Annotated in this window: 13 protein-coding genes; 2 read left to right on the forward strand and 11 right to left on the reverse strand. The window is 42.9% G+C overall.

Annotation, left to right across the window (positions count from 1 at the left end):
• Positions 1-114: 114 nt before the first annotated feature.
• The gene (locus tag NLF99_RS03215; protein WP_254526688.1) at positions 115-2679 is read right to left on the reverse strand and encodes a hypothetical protein; all 2565 of its coding nucleotides are present in this window, start codon (positions 2677-2679) and stop codon (positions 115-117) included.
• A gap of 551 nt (positions 2680-3230) precedes the next feature.
• Between NLF99_RS03215 and NLF99_RS03220 the strand changes: the two genes are divergently transcribed.
• Complete coding sequence (locus NLF99_RS03220; protein WP_254526689.1) at positions 3231-5828, forward strand: TonB-dependent receptor; 2598 nt, start codon at positions 3231-3233, stop codon at positions 5826-5828.
• Between the two features lie 48 nt (positions 5829-5876).
• Here the strand turns inward: NLF99_RS03220 and NLF99_RS03225 are convergent, their stop codons facing one another.
• The 8 genes from NLF99_RS03225 to NLF99_RS03260 all read right to left on the reverse strand — a co-directional run bounded on the left by NLF99_RS03225 (position 5877) and on the right by NLF99_RS03260 (position 16714).
• Positions 5877-6332, reverse strand: a complete 456-nt coding sequence (locus NLF99_RS03225) for a hypothetical protein (RefSeq protein WP_254526690.1) — start codon at positions 6330-6332, stop codon at positions 5877-5879.
• Positions 6333-6467: 135 nt separating this feature from the next.
• A complete protein-coding gene (locus tag NLF99_RS03230; protein WP_254526691.1) occupies positions 6468-7862 on the reverse strand; it encodes an aldehyde dehydrogenase family protein in 1395 nt (464 codons plus the stop codon).
• 39 nt (positions 7863-7901) lie between these two features.
• Positions 7902-8954 (reverse strand): SO2930 family diheme c-type cytochrome, encoded by a 1053-nt coding sequence (locus NLF99_RS03235; protein WP_254526692.1) that lies wholly within the window; start codon positions 8952-8954, stop codon positions 7902-7904.
• A 2-nt stretch (positions 8955-8956) separates the two neighbouring features.
• Positions 8957-10231, reverse strand: a complete 1275-nt coding sequence (locus NLF99_RS03240; protein WP_185212840.1) for a parallel beta-helix domain-containing protein — start codon at positions 10229-10231, stop codon at positions 8957-8959.
• Between the two features lie 23 nt (positions 10232-10254).
• Positions 10255-13008: a carboxypeptidase-like regulatory domain-containing protein gene (locus NLF99_RS03245; RefSeq protein WP_254526693.1), complete on the reverse strand. Its 2754-nt coding sequence runs from the start codon at positions 13006-13008 to the stop codon at positions 10255-10257.
• A 78-nt stretch (positions 13009-13086) separates the two neighbouring features.
• The gene (locus NLF99_RS03250; protein ID WP_185212838.1) at positions 13087-13686 is read right to left on the reverse strand and encodes a TetR/AcrR family transcriptional regulator; all 600 of its coding nucleotides are present in this window, start codon (positions 13684-13686) and stop codon (positions 13087-13089) included.
• A 187-nt stretch (positions 13687-13873) separates the two neighbouring features.
• Positions 13874-15535, reverse strand: a complete 1662-nt coding sequence (locus NLF99_RS03255; RefSeq protein ID WP_254526694.1) for an FAD-binding dehydrogenase — start codon at positions 15533-15535, stop codon at positions 13874-13876.
• A gap of 513 nt (positions 15536-16048) precedes the next feature.
• Positions 16049-16714 carry a PKD domain-containing protein gene (locus NLF99_RS03260; RefSeq protein ID WP_254526695.1) on the reverse strand — a complete coding sequence of 222 codons (666 nt, stop codon included), beginning with the start codon at positions 16712-16714 and terminating at the stop codon, positions 16049-16051.
• 178 nt (positions 16715-16892) lie between these two features.
• On the opposite strand from NLF99_RS03260, the gene NLF99_RS03265 reads away from it, so the two are divergent.
• On the forward strand, positions 16893-21017 hold the full coding sequence (locus tag NLF99_RS03265; RefSeq protein ID WP_254526696.1) for a hybrid sensor histidine kinase/response regulator transcription factor: 4125 nt from the start codon (positions 16893-16895) through the stop codon (positions 21015-21017).
• A gap of 69 nt (positions 21018-21086) precedes the next feature.
• Here the strand turns inward: NLF99_RS03265 and NLF99_RS03270 are convergent, their stop codons facing one another.
• Both NLF99_RS03270 and NLF99_RS03275 read right to left on the reverse strand, forming a co-directional pair.
• The gene (locus NLF99_RS03270; protein WP_254526697.1) at positions 21087-21359 is read right to left on the reverse strand and encodes a type II toxin-antitoxin system YafQ family toxin; all 273 of its coding nucleotides are present in this window, start codon (positions 21357-21359) and stop codon (positions 21087-21089) included.
• Positions 21359-21553, reverse strand: a complete 195-nt coding sequence (locus tag NLF99_RS03275; RefSeq protein WP_254526698.1) for a hypothetical protein — start codon at positions 21551-21553, stop codon at positions 21359-21361. Before NLF99_RS03275 ends, NLF99_RS03270 begins: the two co-directional genes overlap by 1 nt.
• Positions 21554-21569: the final 16 nt, after the last annotated feature.

The raw sequence follows: 21569 nt of genomic DNA on the forward strand, positions 1-21569 counted from the left end.
ATGAAACAAGATTAAATTGGAGACTATAACAAAGCATTAATAAAACATTAATGGACTGGAAATAAAAAATAAAGCACTGAAATTCAGCGCTTTATTTTTTATTAATATTTTACTTTATACAATTTCCCGGTAAGTCCGGTTATAGGATTCATCGTATAATTGCTGATAGACTTGGGAAAAGTTCTCGAAACATTGGTGGGCTAGGCTGTGGTAACCTCGCTGTACGAGTGCTCTACATTTATAGACCATGGCCTCTTCGTGGACAGAATCAAAATGGAAGATTCGATTGGCAATTTCAATAATGGTCTCGGAATCCTTTTCAAAGTCCAAGTTTTTCATCAGACTGGACAATAGTCCGGTTGCATGAATGGACACCTCGTCCTTGATACCATCTAGCCACTCATAATCTGTATCGAACATGAAACCTCCTTTTTCAAGGATTTTGAGCAATCGGTCTATTTCCTGTCTATCTAAGTTTTCAGATTTATTGAAGAGATACATAAAGTCGGAGAAGTCGATATGGACATCTTCAATGCTTTCAATACTCCAATAGCCGCTTTTTTTGGAGATTTTCATCTCGCCTAATTGCTCCAATAGGGCATTGATCTTGGCGATATTTACCGATCTATTGTTGGTTGCACTGGAGGTGGATTTATCGGACCAGAATATTTCCATTAATTTCTCGGAGCTGACTCCCCTGCCACGATAAATGGTATAGACCACAAACATGGTCAGCAACTCTTTCAGTAAAGGCGAGAACTGCTTGGTGATCTCGTCGCCCTGCTGATCAAAGATCTGGATATCGCCTCGGAAGAGATTGATGGTGGCCCTATCGATCTTGCTGTTTTTTGGAGCTGTTTCTTTTAGAATAGGGGCCAATACTGGGCTTTCTTCCTTATCCTTGCGTTCAACCGATGGATTCTTTTGGGTTTCTGGAGTTTTTCTATTCGTTTTTTTAATCCAGAATAGTAATCCTAATCCGGCAAGGGTGGCCAGTCCAATTATCCAGATCCAATTGTTTGATTTAGCCTTGGCATTGCCTTCCAAGATCTGGTAGGGCAGAGCTGGCGCCAATAGACTGTAGATGCGAACTCGGCTCTGACTCAGCGCACTATCATAAAACAATGTGACGGCAACAAATCGGTTGGAGGCCTTGGAATAGAAGAAATCTGCAAATGATTTGATGTCGTGAAAATCAAAAGGAATGGTACTTCCCAATTCCTGAAGGTTCTTTCCGTCTTTGGACATCGCTACGAGCTGTAAGAAAGACTTGAACTTATTCCTAGGGAACATGAGTCCATACATGGTATTGGATGCTTCATCCATGACCAAAGAATTGGCCCATACCGCTTCGGGAATAGGAAATTTGATTTCCCCTAGCGTCTTGAAGGTTTTGGAATTGACGTCCATCAAGACGAAATCATTGGAAATCTTTGGGTTCAGCATCTGGTCGCCCGTGGTACTACCATATCCGCCCAATAGGTAAACAGCACCCTTATCAACCCCCATAGCGCCTAAGTAATGCGGAAACAAAGGGTCTCCGGCATAGGATAGGCTGTCCCAGGAATTACTGGGAATATGGTATTTGTGGATGGCACTCTTGTATCTGAAATGTCCGTATCCAGCTACCATATAGATACTGGAATCCTTTGCGGAATAAAATTTATTGAAGGACAGGTAATGCGTTCCGTGTGCAGGATGTTGGAAGGATTGGGACCAGGACCTTGTCAAGGTATCAAATGCGGATACTAGCTTTTGATCGATGGAGATATTGAGTACCTTCCCTGAGCTTGGATCAAACAAGGATTGGCTTCCATTGACCATATAGAGCGGCCCATTCAGGTAAGGCCATGAAGTACTGACCGTTGCTCCTAGATTAGTCCGAACCAAGGAGTCTTCGGATACGATGTATACACTTTCATTTCTTTGGTCAAAGGCAACACTAGCCTGTCCGGAAACATAGAATTCATTTTCAAGTCGCCATTCTTGCCGTTGCCTCTTGATCCATGAAGGGTTTTTTGAAAAGGCCTTTAAAGAGCCTTGATCGTCCCTTGCCGTATTGCCAGTTATTTCATCCAGCTTCCAATGATGGCAAAGTTTTTCATCGCAAGATATCTGTACATCCTTGATCCGCATCGGCGGAAGGTCGGAGCTCTGAAAGAATTTGTAGTCATTGAAACCAAATAGCAATTTAAAGGCAGATCGGCCCTTTAAATCCATTTGATGGGTGAAGCTGTTCTTCGCAGTGGATAGGACTAAACTTCCTTTTTCCTTATCAAGTAAGATCTTGATTTTGGTCCATTGATAGAAAAGCTCGTTTTTGGGTATATCAAAATTGATGTCCGTGAATTTATCCCCAACCACCAATTTAAAGTGCCTTCCATTATCTTGCCTACGGTCATAGATGAGATCGATGTTCAATTGCTCATCCAATATGAGGCGGAAGATATATCCGAAATAATCTTGCTGATAAGGTTTAAATTGAATATCAAAGGTCAATTCCGTATGCTTCGCAAGCTCAATTGATTCCTCTGTACCGATCGAAAGGCTCGTCCGCTTATCCAGCTCCTTTTCATGACTGGAAAATTCTAAACCATACTGGCCATAAGACTCCTGACAGAATAGAATGAGTACAAAAACATATATGGTAACAAGTATCTTAAAAAATAAACGTCTCACTATTTAAATTGGCTAGCTAGTGCAAAATGTGAATTAGCAAAATGTAATTTACTTCATATTCGCTGAATAGCAAAAGAGTTTTTAAGCAAAATTTTTAATTTCATGGAAGAATACCATTTTTAAAGAATAAAATTCATTCAATTAATCCATTGACTTCTACTGTAAATATTAGCATCTGCAAGTTTATTTCCCAGAAAATAAGGTTCGCTTTACAGTTTATATAAATTTTATTTAGCTAATAATCAAAAGGTTATTAACTATTTTAAATAAAGTCTACAATATTAGTAGACTTTATTTAAATATACTCTTTACATTTGTTTTGTAAAACAAACGACAGTCATAATGAAGAGCAAGAAATCAACCCTCAAAACCTTAACAAAAAACAACAGCAACAATAAGCAAGGTAAGTTCAGCATTGAACCTGAACGAATGTGCAGCGAAATTATCTTCCCCCAATAGGATTAAAGCGGGAATTGAAAAACATTTCCGCTAATCCATTCTTTTAAGGCTCCTGTTGACCGGGAGTAACTTTCAACCCTAATACTTATTTCATGAATTTTAAGAAAACTTTTAGCTTTCTAAGCCTTGCTATTGCCTTTTTTGTAAGCAACAACGGCAGCATAGCACAAGAAATACCCCAAGCGATCATCAATGCCACCCTAAGAGGTACCGTTTTGGACTCCATCAGTGGAGAACCTATTCCTGATGTGACGTTACAGTTGGACGGTGTAACTCACCAAGTGAAAACGGATGAAAATGGTGAATTCCACTTTGTTACTGGGCAAAAACTGCCTTTTAAGCTTATCATATCAAGGTTAGGCTATCAAAAGAAACGGATATCAGTCAACCAATCTCCTGCGACAATCCTTCTAAAACCGAGCCTGGAAAAACTGGACCAGATTGTGGTGACCTCCAGGAGACGGAAGGAACAGATTCAGGATATCCCGATTCCGATAACGACCATAAATGCAGCAACCATAGATGATGCCTCGGCATTCAACGTCAATAGGATCAAGGAACTTGCCCCCACCGTCCAGCTTTATGCTTCCAACGCCAGAAATACAACACTCAATATTCGAGGTCTGGGTTCTACCTATGGCTTGACCAATGACGGCATTGATCCCGGTGTTGGATTCTATTTAGATGGTGTTTATCTGGCTAGACCTGCGGCAACTTGGTTGGATTTTATCGATATAGAACAGGTAGAGGTATTACGTGGGCCGCAAGGCACCCTTTTCGGGATGAACAGCACGTCAGGAGCTTTTAATGTAACATCAAAACCCGCAGAATTCACTCCGGCAGCGAACTTTGAATTGAGTTATGGAAATTATGGTTTCCTGCAAGGCAAGGCATCCCTGACAGGTCCGATCAGCAATAAATTAGCTGCCCGAATTTCCTTCTCAGGAACCCAAAGAAACGGCACCCTATATAATGTCCATACCAATCGAGCGATCAATAACATGAATAACTTAGGCCTCAGGGCACAATTGCTCTATAAGCCGAATGATAGAGTCAACATCAGTCTTGCAGCCGACAAGAGCATTCAAAAGCCTGATGGTTATGGCTGGGGCATAGCGGGAGTGGTTGAAACACAGCGCGCAGATTATCGCCAATTCAATGCTATTATCAAAGATTTAGGGTATGAACAACCCTATCAAAACGCCTTTGAAAGAAAGGTTGATCTAAACACGCAGTCAAAAGCTGACAATGAACTGGGCGGTATATCCTTGAATGCTGATATTAAAATAGGGAATGGAACCCTAACATCTACGACAGCTTGGCGCTATTGGAAATGGGTCCCATTGAATGACAGGGATTATATTGGTCTACCTGTGTTTACCATCTCTGCCGGTAATTCGGCCCACGATCAATACTCCCAAGAGTTTCGTTATTCAGGAAAAATAAGGGAAAACATCGATATGGTGGTTGGGCTATTCGGATTATATCAAGATCTGAGGACAGACCCGGTCCATACCGAAGAGGCTGGATCTGCGCTCTGGCGATTTGCCCAGAACAGCAACAGCGACCTGTGGAGTACTCCGGGATTGTTTGACAACTTTGGAATCAAGACCAAATACGGCATCAAAACAACAAGCTTGGCCGCTTATTCACAATTAGACTGGGCTATCACGGAAAAGCTCCATCTCCTTCCGGGCCTACGCTATAACCACGATAAGAAGGAGGCCAATTACGATCGAAAGACCTATGGAGGCCTACAGACTGAAGACCCAGCATTAATAGCCCTCAAAAACACTGTATATACCAACCAGTCTTTTGTTACCGATGCTTCTGCCGGCAATCTATCAGGTCAGCTATCGGTACAATACAAGTGGAACCGAAACCTGAATGCCTTCGCAACCTATGCCATAAGCTACAAGCCTGTAGGGATCAATGTTGGTGGATTACCTACTGCCAAAGGCGAAGTATTGCTTGACCTCGCAAGGGTAAAGCCGGAAGCTGTCAACCATAAAGAAATAGGATTGAAATCAAGCCCCAGCAGAAATTCCATCCTTAACCTGACCCTTTATCAAACTGACATCAAGGATTACCAAACACTGGTGCAGACGCCAGAACCTGGCGTAAACCGAGGTTATCTAGCCAATGCGGAAAAGGTGAGTGTGAAAGGGATAGAACTGGACGGAAGCCTGCGTGTAGGGAATTACCTCAGGATCAATGCCGCTGCGGCCTATACAGATGGGAAATATGTGAAATTCACAAATGCCCCGGTTCCACTGGAGGAAGTAGGAGGGCCTGAAGCTTTTAAGGACATTTCCGGAGGAAGATTGCCAGGCATTTCGAAATGGTCGACTTCCCTAGGCGCTGAACTGAGCCAAAAAGGAAGTTTGATTGGTCTGGAAGGCTCATTCTTCTTAGGATCTGACCTCTTCTATAGATCTGAATTCTCATCGAGTCCTTCCCCTTCCCAATATTTGAACATAGATGGATATGCGTTATTAAACGCCCGATTGGGATTCAAAGCGGAGAATGGAATCTCCCTGTCCATCTGGAGCCGCAACCTTACGGACAAAAATTATTACGAACAATTGCTTGCCGCACCTGGTAGTTACGGGCAATATGCCGGTATCATTGCAGACCCCAGAACCTACGGCCTAACCATAAGGTACAATCTGAAAAGTTTCTCTAAATAAATAGGTTATCGTTTGGACCTAGCCTACCCCAAAAGGCTAGGTTCTTTTTTACTGCCCCTTGAACCTTATGGTATAATGACCATCAAAAGGGTCTCCCTGCATCAGGCTTTCTCCGATGACCAATTTATAGGTCCCCTTTTTATCCAAGTTATACTGAACATCCTTCCCAAATGGACCATCGGTATTGTTATCCGGTAGGACAATCAGATTAAAACGGATATTCCCGGGCTTGTCGCTGTGCAATTCCGCATCGATCTGTTTAAAATCTTTACTATCAAAACTGATGGTATCAGATATTTTAGACATTTTATGAAGACTGATGGAATCCCAACTGGACTTAAGCTCTATGGCCTTCTCAGGTATATCTGTTTGGGTAGTATCTGAAGATTCAGGAACAGCTTGAACGCTATCAACTGCCGGACTATCATTATTTGCTTCTTGCTTTGGGTTATTGCAGCTTGCTAGAAATAGCGCTATTGGCACAATAAATAATATAGATTTCATTTGATGTCGTATTATAGATTCATCGAATAGAACAACAGAAACTATTCCAAGGTTTTATAATAAAGAAAGAAGCCTCCAATAATGCTTGGAGACTCCCTCAATCAATTAAACCTACTAACTAACGATCAAGCTCTTTTACATCCATCTTTTCAACAGTTTGAATACGGCCTCTTTACCTTGATATGGTGGATAGATCATTTTAGAAAATGAGAATTTCGTTTGCTTCATAATGGCTCTTTCATGTGAAAAGGCCTTAAAACCATAGAATCCATGACAGCTTCCTATACCACTGTGGTTTACCCCACCAAAAGGCAGATTAGGATTTGAGACCTGGATCAGCACATCATTGATACAGACAGACCCAGAACTGCAGTGTTTCAGCAAGGTATCGGTAAAAGAATTGCTATCAGAGAAAATATACATCGCCAATGGTTTAGGATTGGAGTTGATGTGGTCTAGCACTTCCTGAATATCATTATATGGAATAACAGGTAGGATTGGACCAAATATCTCCTCCTCCATGATCTTACTTCCCTGGGCTACATCTGTGAGCAAGACTGGCGAAATTGACTGATGGTCTTCGCCTTCAGCTTGCCATAATACCTTAGCATCCCGCATCAATGCATCGTCGAGGAGCCTTTCAATCCGTTGTTGGTGCCTGCTGTTGATGATCTTTGCATAACGCTTGTAATCGAGGGTACCATCTGAATAGAACAATTCCCGACAGGCTTCCTGGAATGCTTGGTTGAAAGCTTCGATGGCCCCTTTGGGAATATAGAGGTAGTCTGGCGCGATGCAGGTTTGCCCGGCATTGATCAACTTGCCCCAGGCAATTTTAAGGGCGGCCGCCTTGAGGTCATGATCCTCCGCAATGATGACCGGCGATTTACCACCTAACTCCAGCGTGACGCTCGAAAGATGCTCCGCCCCTGCTTTCATGACAATCTTACCTACCTCTGGATTGCCCGTAAAAAATATCTTGTTGAATGGCAGTTTAAGTAATTCCGTTGCCAGTTCTTTTTCTCCCAATACACATTTCACCTCCTTTTCCGGGAAGGTTTCGTTGATGAGGTCCCGGATAACTTCAGAAGTCCTCGGACTATATTCCGATGGCTTCAATATCACCGAACAGCCTGCAGCAATTGCAGAAACCAACGGACTCATACTCAGCTGAAAGGGGTAATTCCAAGGGGAGATAATCAAAGAGGTGCCCAAGGATTCATACTGAATCCAGTTTTTCGACAAAAAACTGGTCAAGGTATGGGGTTTCCGCTTCTTTCTCATCCAGGAAGGAAGTCGCTTGATCGCAAAATCAATCTCACTATAGATAAAATACACCTCAGTCAAAGCAGACTCATATGCATTCTTCCGCAGGTCTGCATCCAAAGCCTCAAAAATGCGGTTCTCAAACTTTAAAATATTAGCCTTCAACCGCCGCAGCTTAGCGATGCGCACCTTAGCAGAACTCATACGAAGCTCCTGTTGATGTTCTTGCTGAACATCAAACAATTGTAGAATTGAATCATTCATTATTCTAATTCTTTATGCTGTTTTTTTTATAGTTCTTGATTACAAATGCTTTATCCAATCTTTTATTAATTCCACCCCCTCTGTATGTATCATCGATCGCGCAAGCTCAGGCATGGCCGTTCCGGGTTCCGTGCTGTTCATCCTGTAATACAAGATGGACTTATCGGGAGAACCGGGCACGAGGTCAAAATCCAAGCCCCCAGCTCCAGAACCTGCTGAAACCGGCCCCTTATGATAGCCCAATCGTACTGTATCCGTTTCGGTATATTCCAGGAACAATCCTGTATTGAAAGCATCCCCACCTCTACGGTGACAGTGGCTGCAGTTAATGTCCAGATATGCCCTAGCGCGCTGCTCACGGCTGAAATTCGCTTTATCTAACCAATTCGGCAAAGCTTCAACCTCTTTCAGGTCCGGTAAATTTTCCAGATGACCCGCCTTCGCTAACCAGACCAGTTGATTTTCGGTCTGACCAGCTCGGGTATAATTCATGTTCCTTGCTTTTGGACCAATTGGTAATAATTTTGAATCCTTGATGTGACAGCGCTTACAATCATTGGTATTAGGCACCATATAATTGGTCTTGTGCAATTTCCCCTCATCATCTTTCAGGCTGATAGGCAAGACCACACCACGGATAAATTTCACCGCATCATCCTGTTTCTCATCCCACAGATAGTTCATCACCTTCCAATTATGGTCGGCGGGGTCCTTTACTAACAGCCTGGTTTCAATCATGATCTTCTCATCATCGCTGTTTCGATAGGCAAAATTCTTGATGATGATGGTCGAATCCGGAAACTCCAATTCTTCATTGTCCACATACTTCATCTTGCTACCTTCCGGCAAAACGATAAATCGATCTTTGATAGCATAATCTGAAAATAACGCACTGCTCAGGTCATAAGAAATCAATCCAGGATTAGGATTCAATTCCGAAAGCTTTCCTTTGAAGAAACCATAATCAGATAGTTTCTCCTTAAACTGGAATTCAGTAGGGGTATTTTGCTGTTTCTTACCTTGGTTTTGACATGCTTGAACCATGAAAACCAAGAGCAAGAAACAACTAGATATCTTTATCAAGTTAGACATGTCTACTTACATTCAAATGGTTGAACATTGCTGTTTGGCTTCCATTTCGCCGGATCTTTAACATTGGCGAAATCAGCATTCACAAACATATTTTCCCCAGGTTGGTTGATACAGACCTGATCAGGATTTGGCGTTGTTCCTTGGGTCATGATATTGCTGGTCACCCCATCATATAGAATCGCAGGGATCCTCTTGTTCTTTCTGTTAGGATCGATTCCATTCATTTGCTGTTCAGTGGCAATGATCAATTGCCCTACCCTATGCTCATAGGCCGGTTTGGGAAATTCATTCCCCATGGTTATCGTATTGCCATAGATCTTGATATTTGTCGGGATCGGCGAGTATTTATCATTGATTTTCTCTGCCGCCTTATCGTCTACGGTAAATCCAGAAGCGATGGTTACGGCTGAGCTATTATTATTGGTAATCTTGTTATCAAAGATCTCAACATCCGAAGTGGCCAAAATAATGACTCCGCTACCCGGTGAGGCATTTCCCACTCCCCAGGAAGTACCGAAGCTTCCAGCTTTTGCAAAGTTCCTGAAATTATTATCATGGATATTGTTGTTGTAAGCCTTGATCCTGCCGCCACGCTGGGACAGATCAGGAAGGTCGAACACCAAGAATCCAGCGGTATTATCGTAGAATTCATTATCATAGACTTCTGCATCCGTCGAGTTCTCGATTTCGCAACCGGCCACATTTTTGGCCGCCTTGCTGTTCCTTACGATAGCACCCTTGGTCTGCCCTACATAGATTCCCGCATCCGAAGCGCCTTCTGCATAGCAGTTTTCAATCAGTACATTGCTACAGAGAACCGGATAGATACCATAACCTCCACTGGTCGAATCGGCAGTACTCCAGATCGCATGCAGCTCGGAAACCACGATATCCTTACCATTGTTTATTTTCAGGAGGTCCCCTTTAGAATCCCTGATTTCCATACCCTGTATCTTGAAGTTGGTCACATCTGTAACGCGGATACCTTCACCCCCTTGCTTCTGGTCCTTAAAGTTCAACTTCGTTTTCGTCGGTCCTGCACCGCGGATCAGGATATGGTTTACTTGAGCAATGCTCAAGTTCTGGAAGTTATAGTTTCCCTCTTTCAGGAAAATCTCCGTACTGTCTTTTAGCGAGAGGAATGCTTCCTCGATCTTTTCTTCCTCCCCAGGGCCGAAACTCAATTGCGTTCCATAACCACTGGTCTTATCGGCCGAATTTTTACAGCCGACCAACAGGGCCAAACAGAAGATTGCAACTATTGAAATGCTTTTCATGTGATTTGTTTTTTTGGTTAATCTTAAAAAATATTATAGGCATAGCTAACGTAATACATCGCTCCGATCCTCGGGTTAGCAATACCTGTAGTATAGTATTTGTTGGTAATATTGGTTCCTCCGATGCGGATTCCCGAACGTGCTTTCAGGATCTTATAACTGATCTGCGCATCGATTACAGTCGAAGATGGAATTTGGCCTTCGCCCAATCCGCCTGCTGCTGCATAATGAAAACCTGGTTTATACCTTAAGGTAGTATTAAATGACCAAACTTGTTTCTTTCCGAAACCACTATTTCCAAATTCCATGTTCACATGGTAGTTTGGCGTATTGAAATTATTGATCTGGCTATTGTTCTTATTCTTCAGGAAGTCTGAGAAGTAATTCACCTTCGTCAAAAAGTTCTTGCCTAGATCCACGCTCACGCTGGCTGCATAACCATAGGTATTTACCGTTTCACCACCATTGAAAGCCATATTGTAGGTCACATATTTGCTTTGGTCCTTAAACGCATTTACATCATCGGTACCCGGGCTATTCGCCACATTCGCGTAGCCAATAAAGTTTTCCCAGGTAGAGAAATAGCCTAATACATCAAACATGACGCGCTTCGCAATCAATGCTGCATAGCCTACCTCGAATGAATTGACCGTTTGGGGTTTAATATCATCGTACTCAAATTTCTTTAGCACAGTAGGATCATTGGTTTGCTGGAATTCCTGGACACTTGCCAAAGTATATGGCGGGAATTCGTTGAAGTGATAATGATCGTTCAACAACAGGTTCGAACCACCCGAAGAGTAACTGTTATAACCATTCATGGTATTCTGCAAAGCCTGGATATTAGAAGGGAAACTATAGGCATTCTGATAAGAGAACCTCAGGTAATTCTGATAAGCTGTCTGGAAGACCGCCGACGCTCTCGAGGTCAATTTTGGCTTGCCGAATAGGGTATTCTTATCCAATCGGAAGGACGTATTCAGGGTCAAGCGATCGTCGACCAGACGTTTTCCAAGAGATAGATAGCCACTATATTCTTTCACGTTGATCGGCTTGTCCAAATCAGGGAAAAGCGTGTTTTTGGAGTTCAGGCTGTACAGTCTCCAGTTTACACCAGCAATGACATCCATAAATGGAATCAGCTTCCTGAAGTTATACTGGAATTCAGCGTTATACAGTTTTGAGCGATCCAAGAAGAGTGTTCCCCCCTCCGAGATAGGCGTTTGGGAAATCTGTTTTTTCAGTGCATTAAATCCTTCAGAGCCTTCTACCAATCTTCCTTGATCAGCGAATTGCCTAGCGGCAATATGGGCCGCTTGCATATCCGATCCCGTTGCCAATGCTGTCACCAAGGCTTCGGTATATTCAGGGTACCATCCACCTACATTGCCATCATAACTTACTTTCCAACCCTCATTGATCAACTGCGATGTCGGTCCCGCAATCAGCGTATTTCCAGAATTTTCACGGGTTGTATAGGCCCTAACGAACCAATCTTCACTCTTCAGCTCCAGTCTGTACTGCGCCACCTTGAAATCATTGATCTGATATCGGGTATCATTGGTATAGACGATGTTCCCTGTACCAAAGGTCCCCGATGCGATGGCTTCCAAATCGGAATTTATCTTATATCGAAGTTCAGTGTTCACCTTAAACATGTTGGCATTATTGTCCAAGTAGCCCCATTCTGGGTACCCTGTCCTAGCCACATAGTTTGGTTTTGCCAACATGGGCTCGATCAATGGCGTCAAAGCCGGATTACCCATCATGGCAGCATATAGGAAAGGATTGATATCCGTATTTGTTGCACTTCCATACATATTGATACCATTGTAATTCGGATCTACATCTGGGCCTCCTGGCCCATTCTTGTTCTGCATATCATTGGCTACCCAATCATTTGCTTTCGAATACTGAGCATTGATCTTAAAGGCAAATTTATCGTTTACGGTATTGGCATATCGGATGACCCAATCGTAAACCGGCGATGCCGATACGGGGTCATTGTTCTTTTTGCTATTGACATGGTTTACCCCTTGTGTCACCAAAACGCTTAACCCTTTATACTTAAACGGATCTTTTCCGGTCATTACCATGGTTCCGTTCAATCCCCTGGAACCATAGAGCGCCGAAGAAGCTCCTGATAATAATTCAATATTGTCTACATCCAGTTGCGTAAGCCCGATAACCGATCCCAATGGGAAGTTCAGTCCCGGAGCCTGGTTGTCCATTCCGTCTACAATCTGGGTAAAGTTGGTATTACCACTGGTATTGAAACCCCTGGTCGTAACCGAGGTAAAACCCAAGCTGGACACCGTAACATCTACCCCACGTAGGCCCTGCACCATATCCATATAGTTGATCTGTGGCGAGTTCTGCACATCTTTGGTACTGATCTGCTCAATGGTTACCGGAGAAGACAATTTGGTCTGTACGGAACGGCTTGCGGAAACCACCACCTCCTGCGCTAAGGTGGAAGTTGGGACGAGGTCGATCAAAATAGGGCTTTGATTGTTTTCGACCAGCACTTCCTGCTTTTCATAGCCTATGGAGGAAATCAATAGGGTCAGTGGAAAGCCTTTGTTCAACCGCAGTTGAAAGTGGCCTTTATCGTCAGTAAAGGTTCCTGCACGATCATCTTTGACGCGAATAGAAATAGCCGTTGCGGGCTCTTGGGTAATCTGGTTTTTGACAACACCTTGGACAATCTGTTGGGAAATTGCGGCAAAAGGTGCAAGAAAGCAAATCACCAAAATTATGTAGGCAATTTTTCTCATGGTTATTTGGTTAGTTTATAATTCGTTACAATTACAAACAAGCTCCATAAACTCAATTACCTTGGGGATCTGCTTAGTCTATTTTATTCCTTCAAATATTAAAGTCACGAGGGTCTTTATGTCTTTAAGGCTCTGAGTATAGTCTATATTGGTTTCTCTCTTGAGAATAGCTTGTTGCTCAACATTATGCTTCAGCGCATCGGTGAAATTGATCAGTACGGAAGCCACTTCCTTTGGATCTTTCATCCTGATCTTCTTCTCTTGGATGGCCTTTTCCAAAAGGGCCGTCAAGAATTCCTTTTCACGATGCATCAGGGCATCATACAGTTCAAAAAATCTAGGCAGAAGTTTGTGCAAGGTCTCAACCGAAACGCGGTTCATATTCAACACCTGGGTGTAGTAATTGAACCTTGACTCCAGATAAAAGGCCACACAATCCTCGATCTCGGTCTTCTCTGCTGTAGCTTCTTGTAGAGTTTGGATATATTTTTCTCCTTCGCGCAGGGCAACCTCGATAAATATGTCCTCCTTCTTTTTGTAATAATAATACAACGATGTTTTATTCAGCCCAACGGCCTTCGCAATATCTTCTAAAGTGGTTTTATCTAAACCATAGCGCTCAAAACATTCCATCGCGGCCTGTTCGATCCGACTCTTTACCTGTTCTCTTTTATTCATCGCTTGACTAAAGTTAAATAATAGTTTTTCATTTTTCAAACAATTTGTTAAAATATTTGAAAAACTGGTTGAACACATCCGTTTTTAAACAAAATTTCGATTATTGTTTTTAAAAATGCTCAAAAATCCACTGATTATCAAGGCTTCCGCTTGATATTTAGAAACTATTGTTGAGGAAGTTTTCTGTTTACCTATCCTGAGGCAAGTTAGCAATGTAGTGCCCAACCATCTTTCCCGTGAAAATACAACCGCCCAAAAATGTACCTTCCAGGGAATTGTAACCATGCATCCCACCACCACCAAATCCAGCGGCTTCTCCTACCGCAAATAGGTTTGGAATGCAGGTTCCAGAATGATGAAAGGCCTGACCATTTAGGTTGGTTTCTATCCCACCAAGGGTTTTTCGGGTCAGGATGTTCAACCGTACGGCAATCAAAGGGTAATGATGGGGATCTAATATCTTATGGGGTTTTGCCGTTCGCGCGATCCTGTCGCCAAAGTAACGTCGGGTATTCTGTAGGTAGCTGACCTGAAAATCCTTGCTGAACTTATTGTCCAATTCCAAATCCCGCGCTTCCACGATAGCACGCACATCTTCCAGCTTCAAGAGGTTTTCACCACTGAGCTTGTTCATGCGCTCCACAAGGTCTTCGATGGAATCTGATACAATAAAATCCTTCCCATGCTCCTTAAATGCTTCCACGGGCGCGGTCGCTTTTTTCCCAAAGAGCCTCTTCACGATCAGTTTATAGTCTTTATTGGTCAGGTCTGGGTTTTGTTCCGATCCTGAAAGTGCAAATTCCTTTTTGATAATACTTTGGTTCAATATAAACCAGGAATAGCTTTTCCCTGTTCCTTGTATATGTTTAAGTGTTCCCAGTGTATCGAATCCCGGATAATATGGCGCCGGCAATCGGCTTCCATAGGCATCCAACCAAATCGATGAAGGCCCCGGAAGGATACGGATACCATGATTAGGCCAGATGGGCGCCCAGTTTTCCAGACCTTCCGTATAATGCCACATCCGGTCCTTGTTGATCAATCGTACGTTGGCTTCTTCTGCTGCTTGCAACATCTTGCCATCCACATAGGCCGGCACGCCACAGACCATCCTTTCCGGAGCGGTGCCCAACCTCTCTGGCCATTGCTTCTTCACCATCTCCAGATTCGCCCCGATTCCACCACTGGCAATAACCACCCTGTTTACCTCAAACTCAAAGGAGCCGATAACCTCTCTATTGCTTGCCTTCCCTCTTTCTGCATCATCCTCCTGCAATTGATTGCCGAACAGCTTGATCGTATCATCAGAAACCACCTCCATTCTGTTTACCTGATGCCTAAACTTAAACTCCAATAAACCTTTCTTCTCCATTTCTAGGGCATGTTCCGCAAAAGGCTTCACTACTCCAGGACCTGTTCCCCAGGTGATATGGAATCGAGGAACCGAATTCCCATGTCCCTGTGACCGACCATCTCCTCTTTCAGCCCAGCCCACAATCGGGAAGAACCGCATCCCCAAGCCCTTGACATAGGCATACTTTTCCTGATGGGCAAATTTCAGGTAAGCCTCTGCCCATTGCCTTGGCCAATGGTCCTCCGGCCTATCAAATGCTGCACTCCCCATCCAGTCCTGCCTTGCCAATGCAAAGGAATCCTTTACCGATAGCCTTCTTTGTTCCGGCGAATCGATAAAAAACAGACCACCGAAAGACCAAAAAGCTTGACCGCCCAAGTTATTCCTGTTCTCTTGATCCAACATAATGACCTTTTTGCCGGCTTTAGTGATCTCATAGGCCGCAACTAAACCCGAAAGGCCAGTTCCAATGATTAGGGTAGTGGATTGGCTCATAATTGATTTTTTAAGAAAGATAGGAAAAAATATGCTTAGAAATAAAAAGGCTAAACCGCTAATTTCTTTGCTCCTGAGCATAAGTCGATCGCAACTTTTAATCCCTTTTCTAATATTCAGACCAACTGCTACAGGTTTACACAAGATGTTCCACGGAGAACATAAGGTTCCAGCAGACATAAGATGCTAATAATGAAGAACTAAAAAACCAATCTGCATTCCCAGCCTATTTATTAAAACATGCTGGTCTTGGATCTTTCCACTTGGACCTTGTTTTACCCATATTCGGGAATCATCTCAGCACGCCCGAACTGGCCAGACTCATTCTGCTAGCAAACCTGAGCATTTCCCGAATGTGTCTCGAATGAGTCTCGAATAAAACCCCTATAAACGCAGGAAAATCAATGCTAAAAATCTGGTCATTTGCAGGGCAAAAATCAGCCAAAAAAAGCAAAAGCCCGACTATTCAAAAACAGCCAGGCTTTCCTGCGAGCATTGATGAAACTTAATTAATTAACTAGCATTATAACTATAAACGGCATCCCAATCGACATTGCTTGCCTTGTTCGCCAACGTAAACGATTTTTCTGGATCAGTGGCTTCTCCCCAAGTTCCTATTTCAGCATCCTTGGTAAAATCATCATAGAATATCTGTTTCCTCTCTGTACCTATATCAGCAATAGGTACAGGGTGGCCAGATACACTGCCGTTGGTAGTGCCGGAGGAGTTTTTGACATCGATGGTTTTTTTGTCGGTTTCTCCTTCGGCATTGGTACTGGTAAGCGTTACTTTATAGATTCCAACAGTTTTGTAGGTATAGGTTGGGTTTCCCTCACTTGATTTTCCGGTTTTGTCGCCAAAGTCCCACGATAAGTAGCTATAATTTTGGGATTCATTCTTGAAATGGACCGAAAACTTCGCTTCCTTATCTACTTCACATGAAAAATTAGCCTTCGGTGCTTTTACTTCTTCCACATCCTCCTCTGTGTTGTTACACGAATGAAGGAATAATGGACAGGTATTAATAAAGCAGGCGTTCAGCACAAAAATGTTCACACTTTTCATTGTTTTCTTATAATGGTTATCAAATTCTTTGGATCCATATTGAATATCCAAATTGAGTGATTTCAGGCTGGAACCTTTTGCTGTATGCGTTTTTCTTTTTGCTTGAATTGACATTTCCTTCCAGGATCAACGATAGATACGGAAACAAACTGCTGGTTTATTTTAATGGGTAAATGGCTCAAAAAGAGATAAAAACAACGGAAAATTTAAACTACTGTTTAAAACATTTATTATTAAATAAATTTTAATTTCATTATTTTTAAATGACCCATCCTAATTCATAGTGAAAAAAATGTACAAGTTCCTTACCTTTTTTTCTATCCTATGTCTGTGTTATATTCACGTATCGAGGGTTAGTTCGCAAACCAAGACTAGGATAAAGTTTAGCCAGCTGAGTATTGAGGATGGGCTTTCCAGTAGCGCCATTGAGGCTATCGTGCAGGATAGAGATGGATTTATCTGGTTTGGAACAGAGGATGGTCTAAACCGGTATGATGGATATCAATTCCGGATATATAAGAACAACTATAAAGACCCACAAAGCTTAAGCGACAATTTCATCAATGATCTGTACCTTGACCGACAAGGTCGGCTGTGGGTTTCGAGTTCCAATGGTTTAAACCTTTACAACCCCTTGGACGATACCTTTACACCTTATTTCTTTAATTCGACGAAGGTCGGTAACAATATCCATGGGCTGGTTGAAGATCAAGCAGGCACGCTCTGGGTATCCAGTAATGAAGGTCTGTTTATTCATTCCAAAAAGGAGCATAAATTCCAGGGGTATATACCCGAACATGCAGACCTCAAAAACGGTCCCAAGAATCAATTTGGGGTCCTTTTCGTGGATAATAAAAATAGGCTATGGATTGGTACGCGGGAGCATGGTCTATATCTGAAAGCCTCCAATGGCTCGATTAGCCGGGCTGAGCAGACTTACCCCTTATTGGCCAAGATCAAAGAAGCACAGGTCATCCAGGAAGACCGGCATGGAAATATCTGGATCGGAACTTCTGGTCAAGGCGTATTCAAAATACAGGCCGGCAATCAGCGTGTACATCAATATGTCCATGATCCATTGGACAACAGGAGCATCTCTAGCAATGTGATCAAAAGTTTGGAGGTGGATCAGCAAAACCAAGTGTGGGTCGGCACAGAAAACGGTGGTCTGAATCTATATCTAGAAAGGGAAGACAGGTTCCATCATTATGAGAATCCACTCAGAAGTCTAAATGGCGTATCCCAAAAAACCATTTCCTCAATCTTTGAGGATAGGCAGGGAAATATCTGGTTAGGGACCCATCGGTCTGGGATAAACTATTTCAATCCCTTGATGGACAATTTTGAGTTTTATGGAGATGGAATTCCATTTCGGGACTTGAGCTATAAGGATGTTAAGTCATTTTTTGAGGATAGCGACGGCACCATCCTCATAGGGACCGATGGGGCGGGCCTAAACAGTTGGGATAGGAAAACTGATCGGTTCCGCTATTACAGGCACAGTCCTACAAATGCAAACAGCATCGGTTCGAATGCAATCTTGCATATCATGAAAGACCGTGAAGGCAATTTATGGGTCAGTACTTGGGGCGGTGGCTTGAACTTGTTTGATCGAAAGACGGGTAAGTTCAAACGGTTTATGCATGAGGATGGCAATGTGCAATCCATCAGTTCCAACTACGTTTGGCGGGTATTTGAAGACAGTAAGGGCAATCTTTGGGTTGCCACCTCCTATGGCGGGCTAAATCTCTTTAACCCTCAAAAGAGCAGCTTCAAAAAGGTCAACTGGACAAACCATAATAACCCGAAGATAGGCACGGAACAGAGTTATTACAGCATAGAGGAGGATGCGCAGGGCAGGTTATGGCTAGGAGCCGATGGCGGGATCCTCCATTGCTATGATCCAAAGACCCAAAACCTAAAGGAATATAATTTCGCAGAGATTCCAAATTATCCTGCGTCCACCAATGCTGTAAGGGTAATTTATAGGGATAGCAAAAATAGGTTATGGTTTGGTCAGGAGGGTTTGTTTCAGTATGACCAAGCAACAGATCGAATGGTACCCGAGTTCCCTGAATCAACCTTGAGGGATGAAGCAATACAGGGAATCTTGGAGGACGATCGTGGAAATCTGTGGATCAGCAGTAAAAACGGCTTGTTCCGTTACCATCTGCAGACCAAGGATATCAAGCATTTCAATTTAAATGATGGCCTGCAAGGCATGGAATTCGGCCCTAATACCGCCCTTAAGACCAGTTCTGGGGAACTGCTTTTCGGAGGTTACAATGGATTCAATGTATTGGACCCAGGTCATATCGAAACCAACCTTGTTGCCCCAGATATTTATTTTACAGACTTTCAAATTTCGCATAAAAGCCAGAAACCCCATCAGGAACATTCTCCATTGACCCAACAGATAGCAGCAACGGATGAAATCACATTAGCCCACGATCAAGCAACTTTCACTATCGCCTATACGGCTTTGAACTTTATTGCTAGCCCTAAAAATCAATTTGCCTATAAGATGCTGGGCTTGGACAAGGATTGGAATTATGTAAAAGATGTCAGGTCCGTTACTTATACCAACCTCAGTCCGGGGGATTATATCTTTATGGTCAAGGCAGCGAACAATGACGGCGTATGGAATGAAACGGGGAAGGGTATCAAGATCAGTATCCTCCCTCCTTTTTGGCAGCGTTGGTGGTTCAAGGTGATAATCGTCAGCCTGGCACTGGGTATAGCCAGTTTCTACCTGCTCTTATACCGTAACCTGGAAATCCGTAAGCTCAAGAGCTTGCAGCAGGAAGAAATCCATGATGTACAATCGCAGTTCTTTACCAATATTTCCCATGAATTTAGGGCTCCTCTTACCCTGATCATGGGTGCATTGGAGAACATAAGGAACAACCAGCATTTAGAAAAAAGCCATCGCCTGATGGAAAGGAATGCAGAACGGCTTTCCGGTCTGATCAATGAAGTCATGGATTTCCAAAAGATTGAAAGTGGTTTGCGGACCTTGCAGGTAAGCCTGAGCAATATGAATGTCCTGCTGAGTGACATTGCCGAGGATTTTGCGGAATTGGCTTTGCAGCGAAACATGAAGCTGCAGCTCGAGCTACCGCAGATACAGAAAATCGCCTATTGCGATAGAAAAGTTATTGAAAAAATCATGCTCAATCTGCTGGACAATGCCTTTAAGTTTTCTCCTGACCAAAGTACGGTCAGGTTTTCACTGTTAAGCAGCCTCAAGTACCATCAGACCGGTTTGGACCATCTATTGCAGATCAACCAAGCCCTCCCCAATGTGCATTATTGCCATATCCTAGTTGCCGACCAAGGAATCGGCATCCACAAAGAGGCCTCCAAAGGACTTTTTGAGCGCTTTTACAGGATTTCAAATGAACATATGGGTTCCGGAATAGGGCTTGCTTTCGTCAAGAGCTTGGTGAGCCATCATCGCGGATATATCAATGTATATAGCCGAAAGGATGTCGGTACGGAAATCATTGTGAGTATTCCCTATCGGAGATCTGAATATCGTTCGGATGAGATTTCATATCAAGACAGTCCAGGACTGAAGGGGTATGAAGGGCAGCTTGCCACAAAGCAGGAAGACTTGAGCATTAATGTTAACGAACCTCAAAAGCATTTGCCTCATGCTGAGAGGATACTCTTGATTGATGATGACAGGGAACTGCGAACATTTGTCAAAGAGAACCTTGAGCAGGACTACGAAATATTGGAGGCTGAAAATGGTGAACAGGCATTGGAAATGATGGAAGATCAGCTACCCGGCCTGATCATAAGCGACCTGATGATGCCTAAAATGGATGGAATGGCGTTCTGTCAAACCTTGAAGGATACCCCAGCCTACAGCCATATCCCTATAATTATGCTGACGGCAAAGGAAGAGACAGCTACCCGGTTGGAAGGCCTAGCACATGGGGCGAATGTCTATCTGACCAAACCTTTCAGTATGCAATTGCTCAGGTTGACCATTGCGAATCTTTTTATGCTGGGAAAAAACCAGAAAGAAAGACATATTCTAGATTTCCAGCACTCTGCGGCATCCGTGGTTCAGCAAAAAAGAGAAGAGGTCTTCATGCATACGCTTATGGCTATTTTAGAAAAGCATCTGGACGACCCCAACCTCAAGGTGGAGGTTTTGAGTAGGGAAATGGGCATGAGCCAGTCAAAATTCTATAAAAAGATCAAGGAAATCACTGGAAATAATATCTCTGAATATGTGCGCAAGGTCCGGATGGACCGCGCTCGACAGATCCTGCTGAGCGAGGATACTACGATAACACAGGTGATGTATCGGGTAGGGATTTCCTCGTCTTCCTATTTTACTTCAGCGTTCAAGAAAGAATTTGGGGAGACTCCTTCAGAGTATTTGAAGGGTGTGAAGGGGTAAAATCTATAGAATATTAAGGAAATTCCCATAAAATGAATGAATTAAGGAATCGAATTTTAATATTGAGCCTTAAAACAAATCACTATGTGATCCAGTTCTTGTTAATGAAATTAATTTGATAGTTTCATCCTGTTTCCAGATCAAAAGCCAGTCGTTCTGAATATGACACTCCCAAAAACCTTTATAGTTGCCTATCAGCTTGTGAGGTTTGTATTTTGGCTTGAGGGAACCTTTTTCAACTAATTGGGTGACGACTTCATCAAGGAGTAGCAAGTTTAGGCCACGCTTCTTAGCATTTTTAATATCTTTTTTAAATTTTTTGGTAAGCTCAAGCCGGTACATTACGAAAAAAGCTTTTTTCTAAATTCATCGAGACTCGTTTTGGTTGTCTTACCAGATTTAGCCTCTTTTATCGCTTTTTCTGTTTCCTTATTATATCGAGATTCTTGAATCTCTACAAATGGAAGTGTTTTCAGGTATTCATAGAATACCTTTGCTTGCTTGCTACGCTTATCTATTTTTATGGTAATTTCCATTTGATACACATTAATG

This window comes from Sphingobacterium sp. LZ11T8 (genome assembly GCF_024261425.1).
Taxonomy (GTDB): Bacteria; Bacteroidota; Bacteroidia; order Sphingobacteriales; family Sphingobacteriaceae; genus Sphingobacterium.

What these genes read in the sequence shown, in the direction of transcription:
- NLF99_RS03260 (WP_254526695.1), bottom strand. Translation starts at nt 16,714, where the DNA reads ATGTCAATTCAAGCAAAAAGAAAAACGCATACAGCAAAAGGTTCCAGC.
- NLF99_RS03225 (WP_254526690.1), bottom strand. Translation starts at nt 6,332, where the DNA reads ATGAAATCTATATTATTTATTGTGCCAATAGCGCTATTTCTAGCAAGC.
- NLF99_RS03270 (WP_254526697.1), bottom strand. Translation starts at nt 21,359, where the DNA reads ATGTACCGGCTTGAGCTTACCAAAAAATTTAAAAAAGATATTAAAAAT.
- NLF99_RS03240 (WP_185212840.1), bottom strand. Translation starts at nt 10,231, where the DNA reads ATGAAAAGCATTTCAATAGTTGCAATCTTCTGTTTGGCCCTGTTGGTC.
- NLF99_RS03235 (WP_254526692.1), bottom strand. Translation starts at nt 8,954, where the DNA reads ATGTCTAACTTGATAAAGATATCTAGTTGTTTCTTGCTCTTGGTTTTC.
- NLF99_RS03250 (WP_185212838.1), bottom strand. Translation starts at nt 13,686, where the DNA reads ATGAATAAAAGAGAACAGGTAAAGAGTCGGATCGAACAGGCCGCGATG.
- NLF99_RS03275 (WP_254526698.1), bottom strand. Translation starts at nt 21,553, where the DNA reads ATGGAAATTACCATAAAAATAGATAAGCGTAGCAAGCAAGCAAAGGTA.
- NLF99_RS03255 (WP_254526694.1), bottom strand. Translation starts at nt 15,535, where the DNA reads ATGAGCCAATCCACTACCCTAATCATTGGAACTGGCCTTTCGGGTTTA.
- NLF99_RS03265 (WP_254526696.1), top strand. Translation starts at nt 16,893, where the DNA reads ATGTACAAGTTCCTTACCTTTTTTTCTATCCTATGTCTGTGTTATATT.
- NLF99_RS03245 (WP_254526693.1), bottom strand. Translation starts at nt 13,008, where the DNA reads ATGAGAAAAATTGCCTACATAATTTTGGTGATTTGCTTTCTTGCACCT.
- NLF99_RS03220 (WP_254526689.1), top strand. Translation starts at nt 3,231, where the DNA reads ATGAATTTTAAGAAAACTTTTAGCTTTCTAAGCCTTGCTATTGCCTTT.
- NLF99_RS03230 (WP_254526691.1), bottom strand. Translation starts at nt 7,862, where the DNA reads ATGAATGATTCAATTCTACAATTGTTTGATGTTCAGCAAGAACATCAA.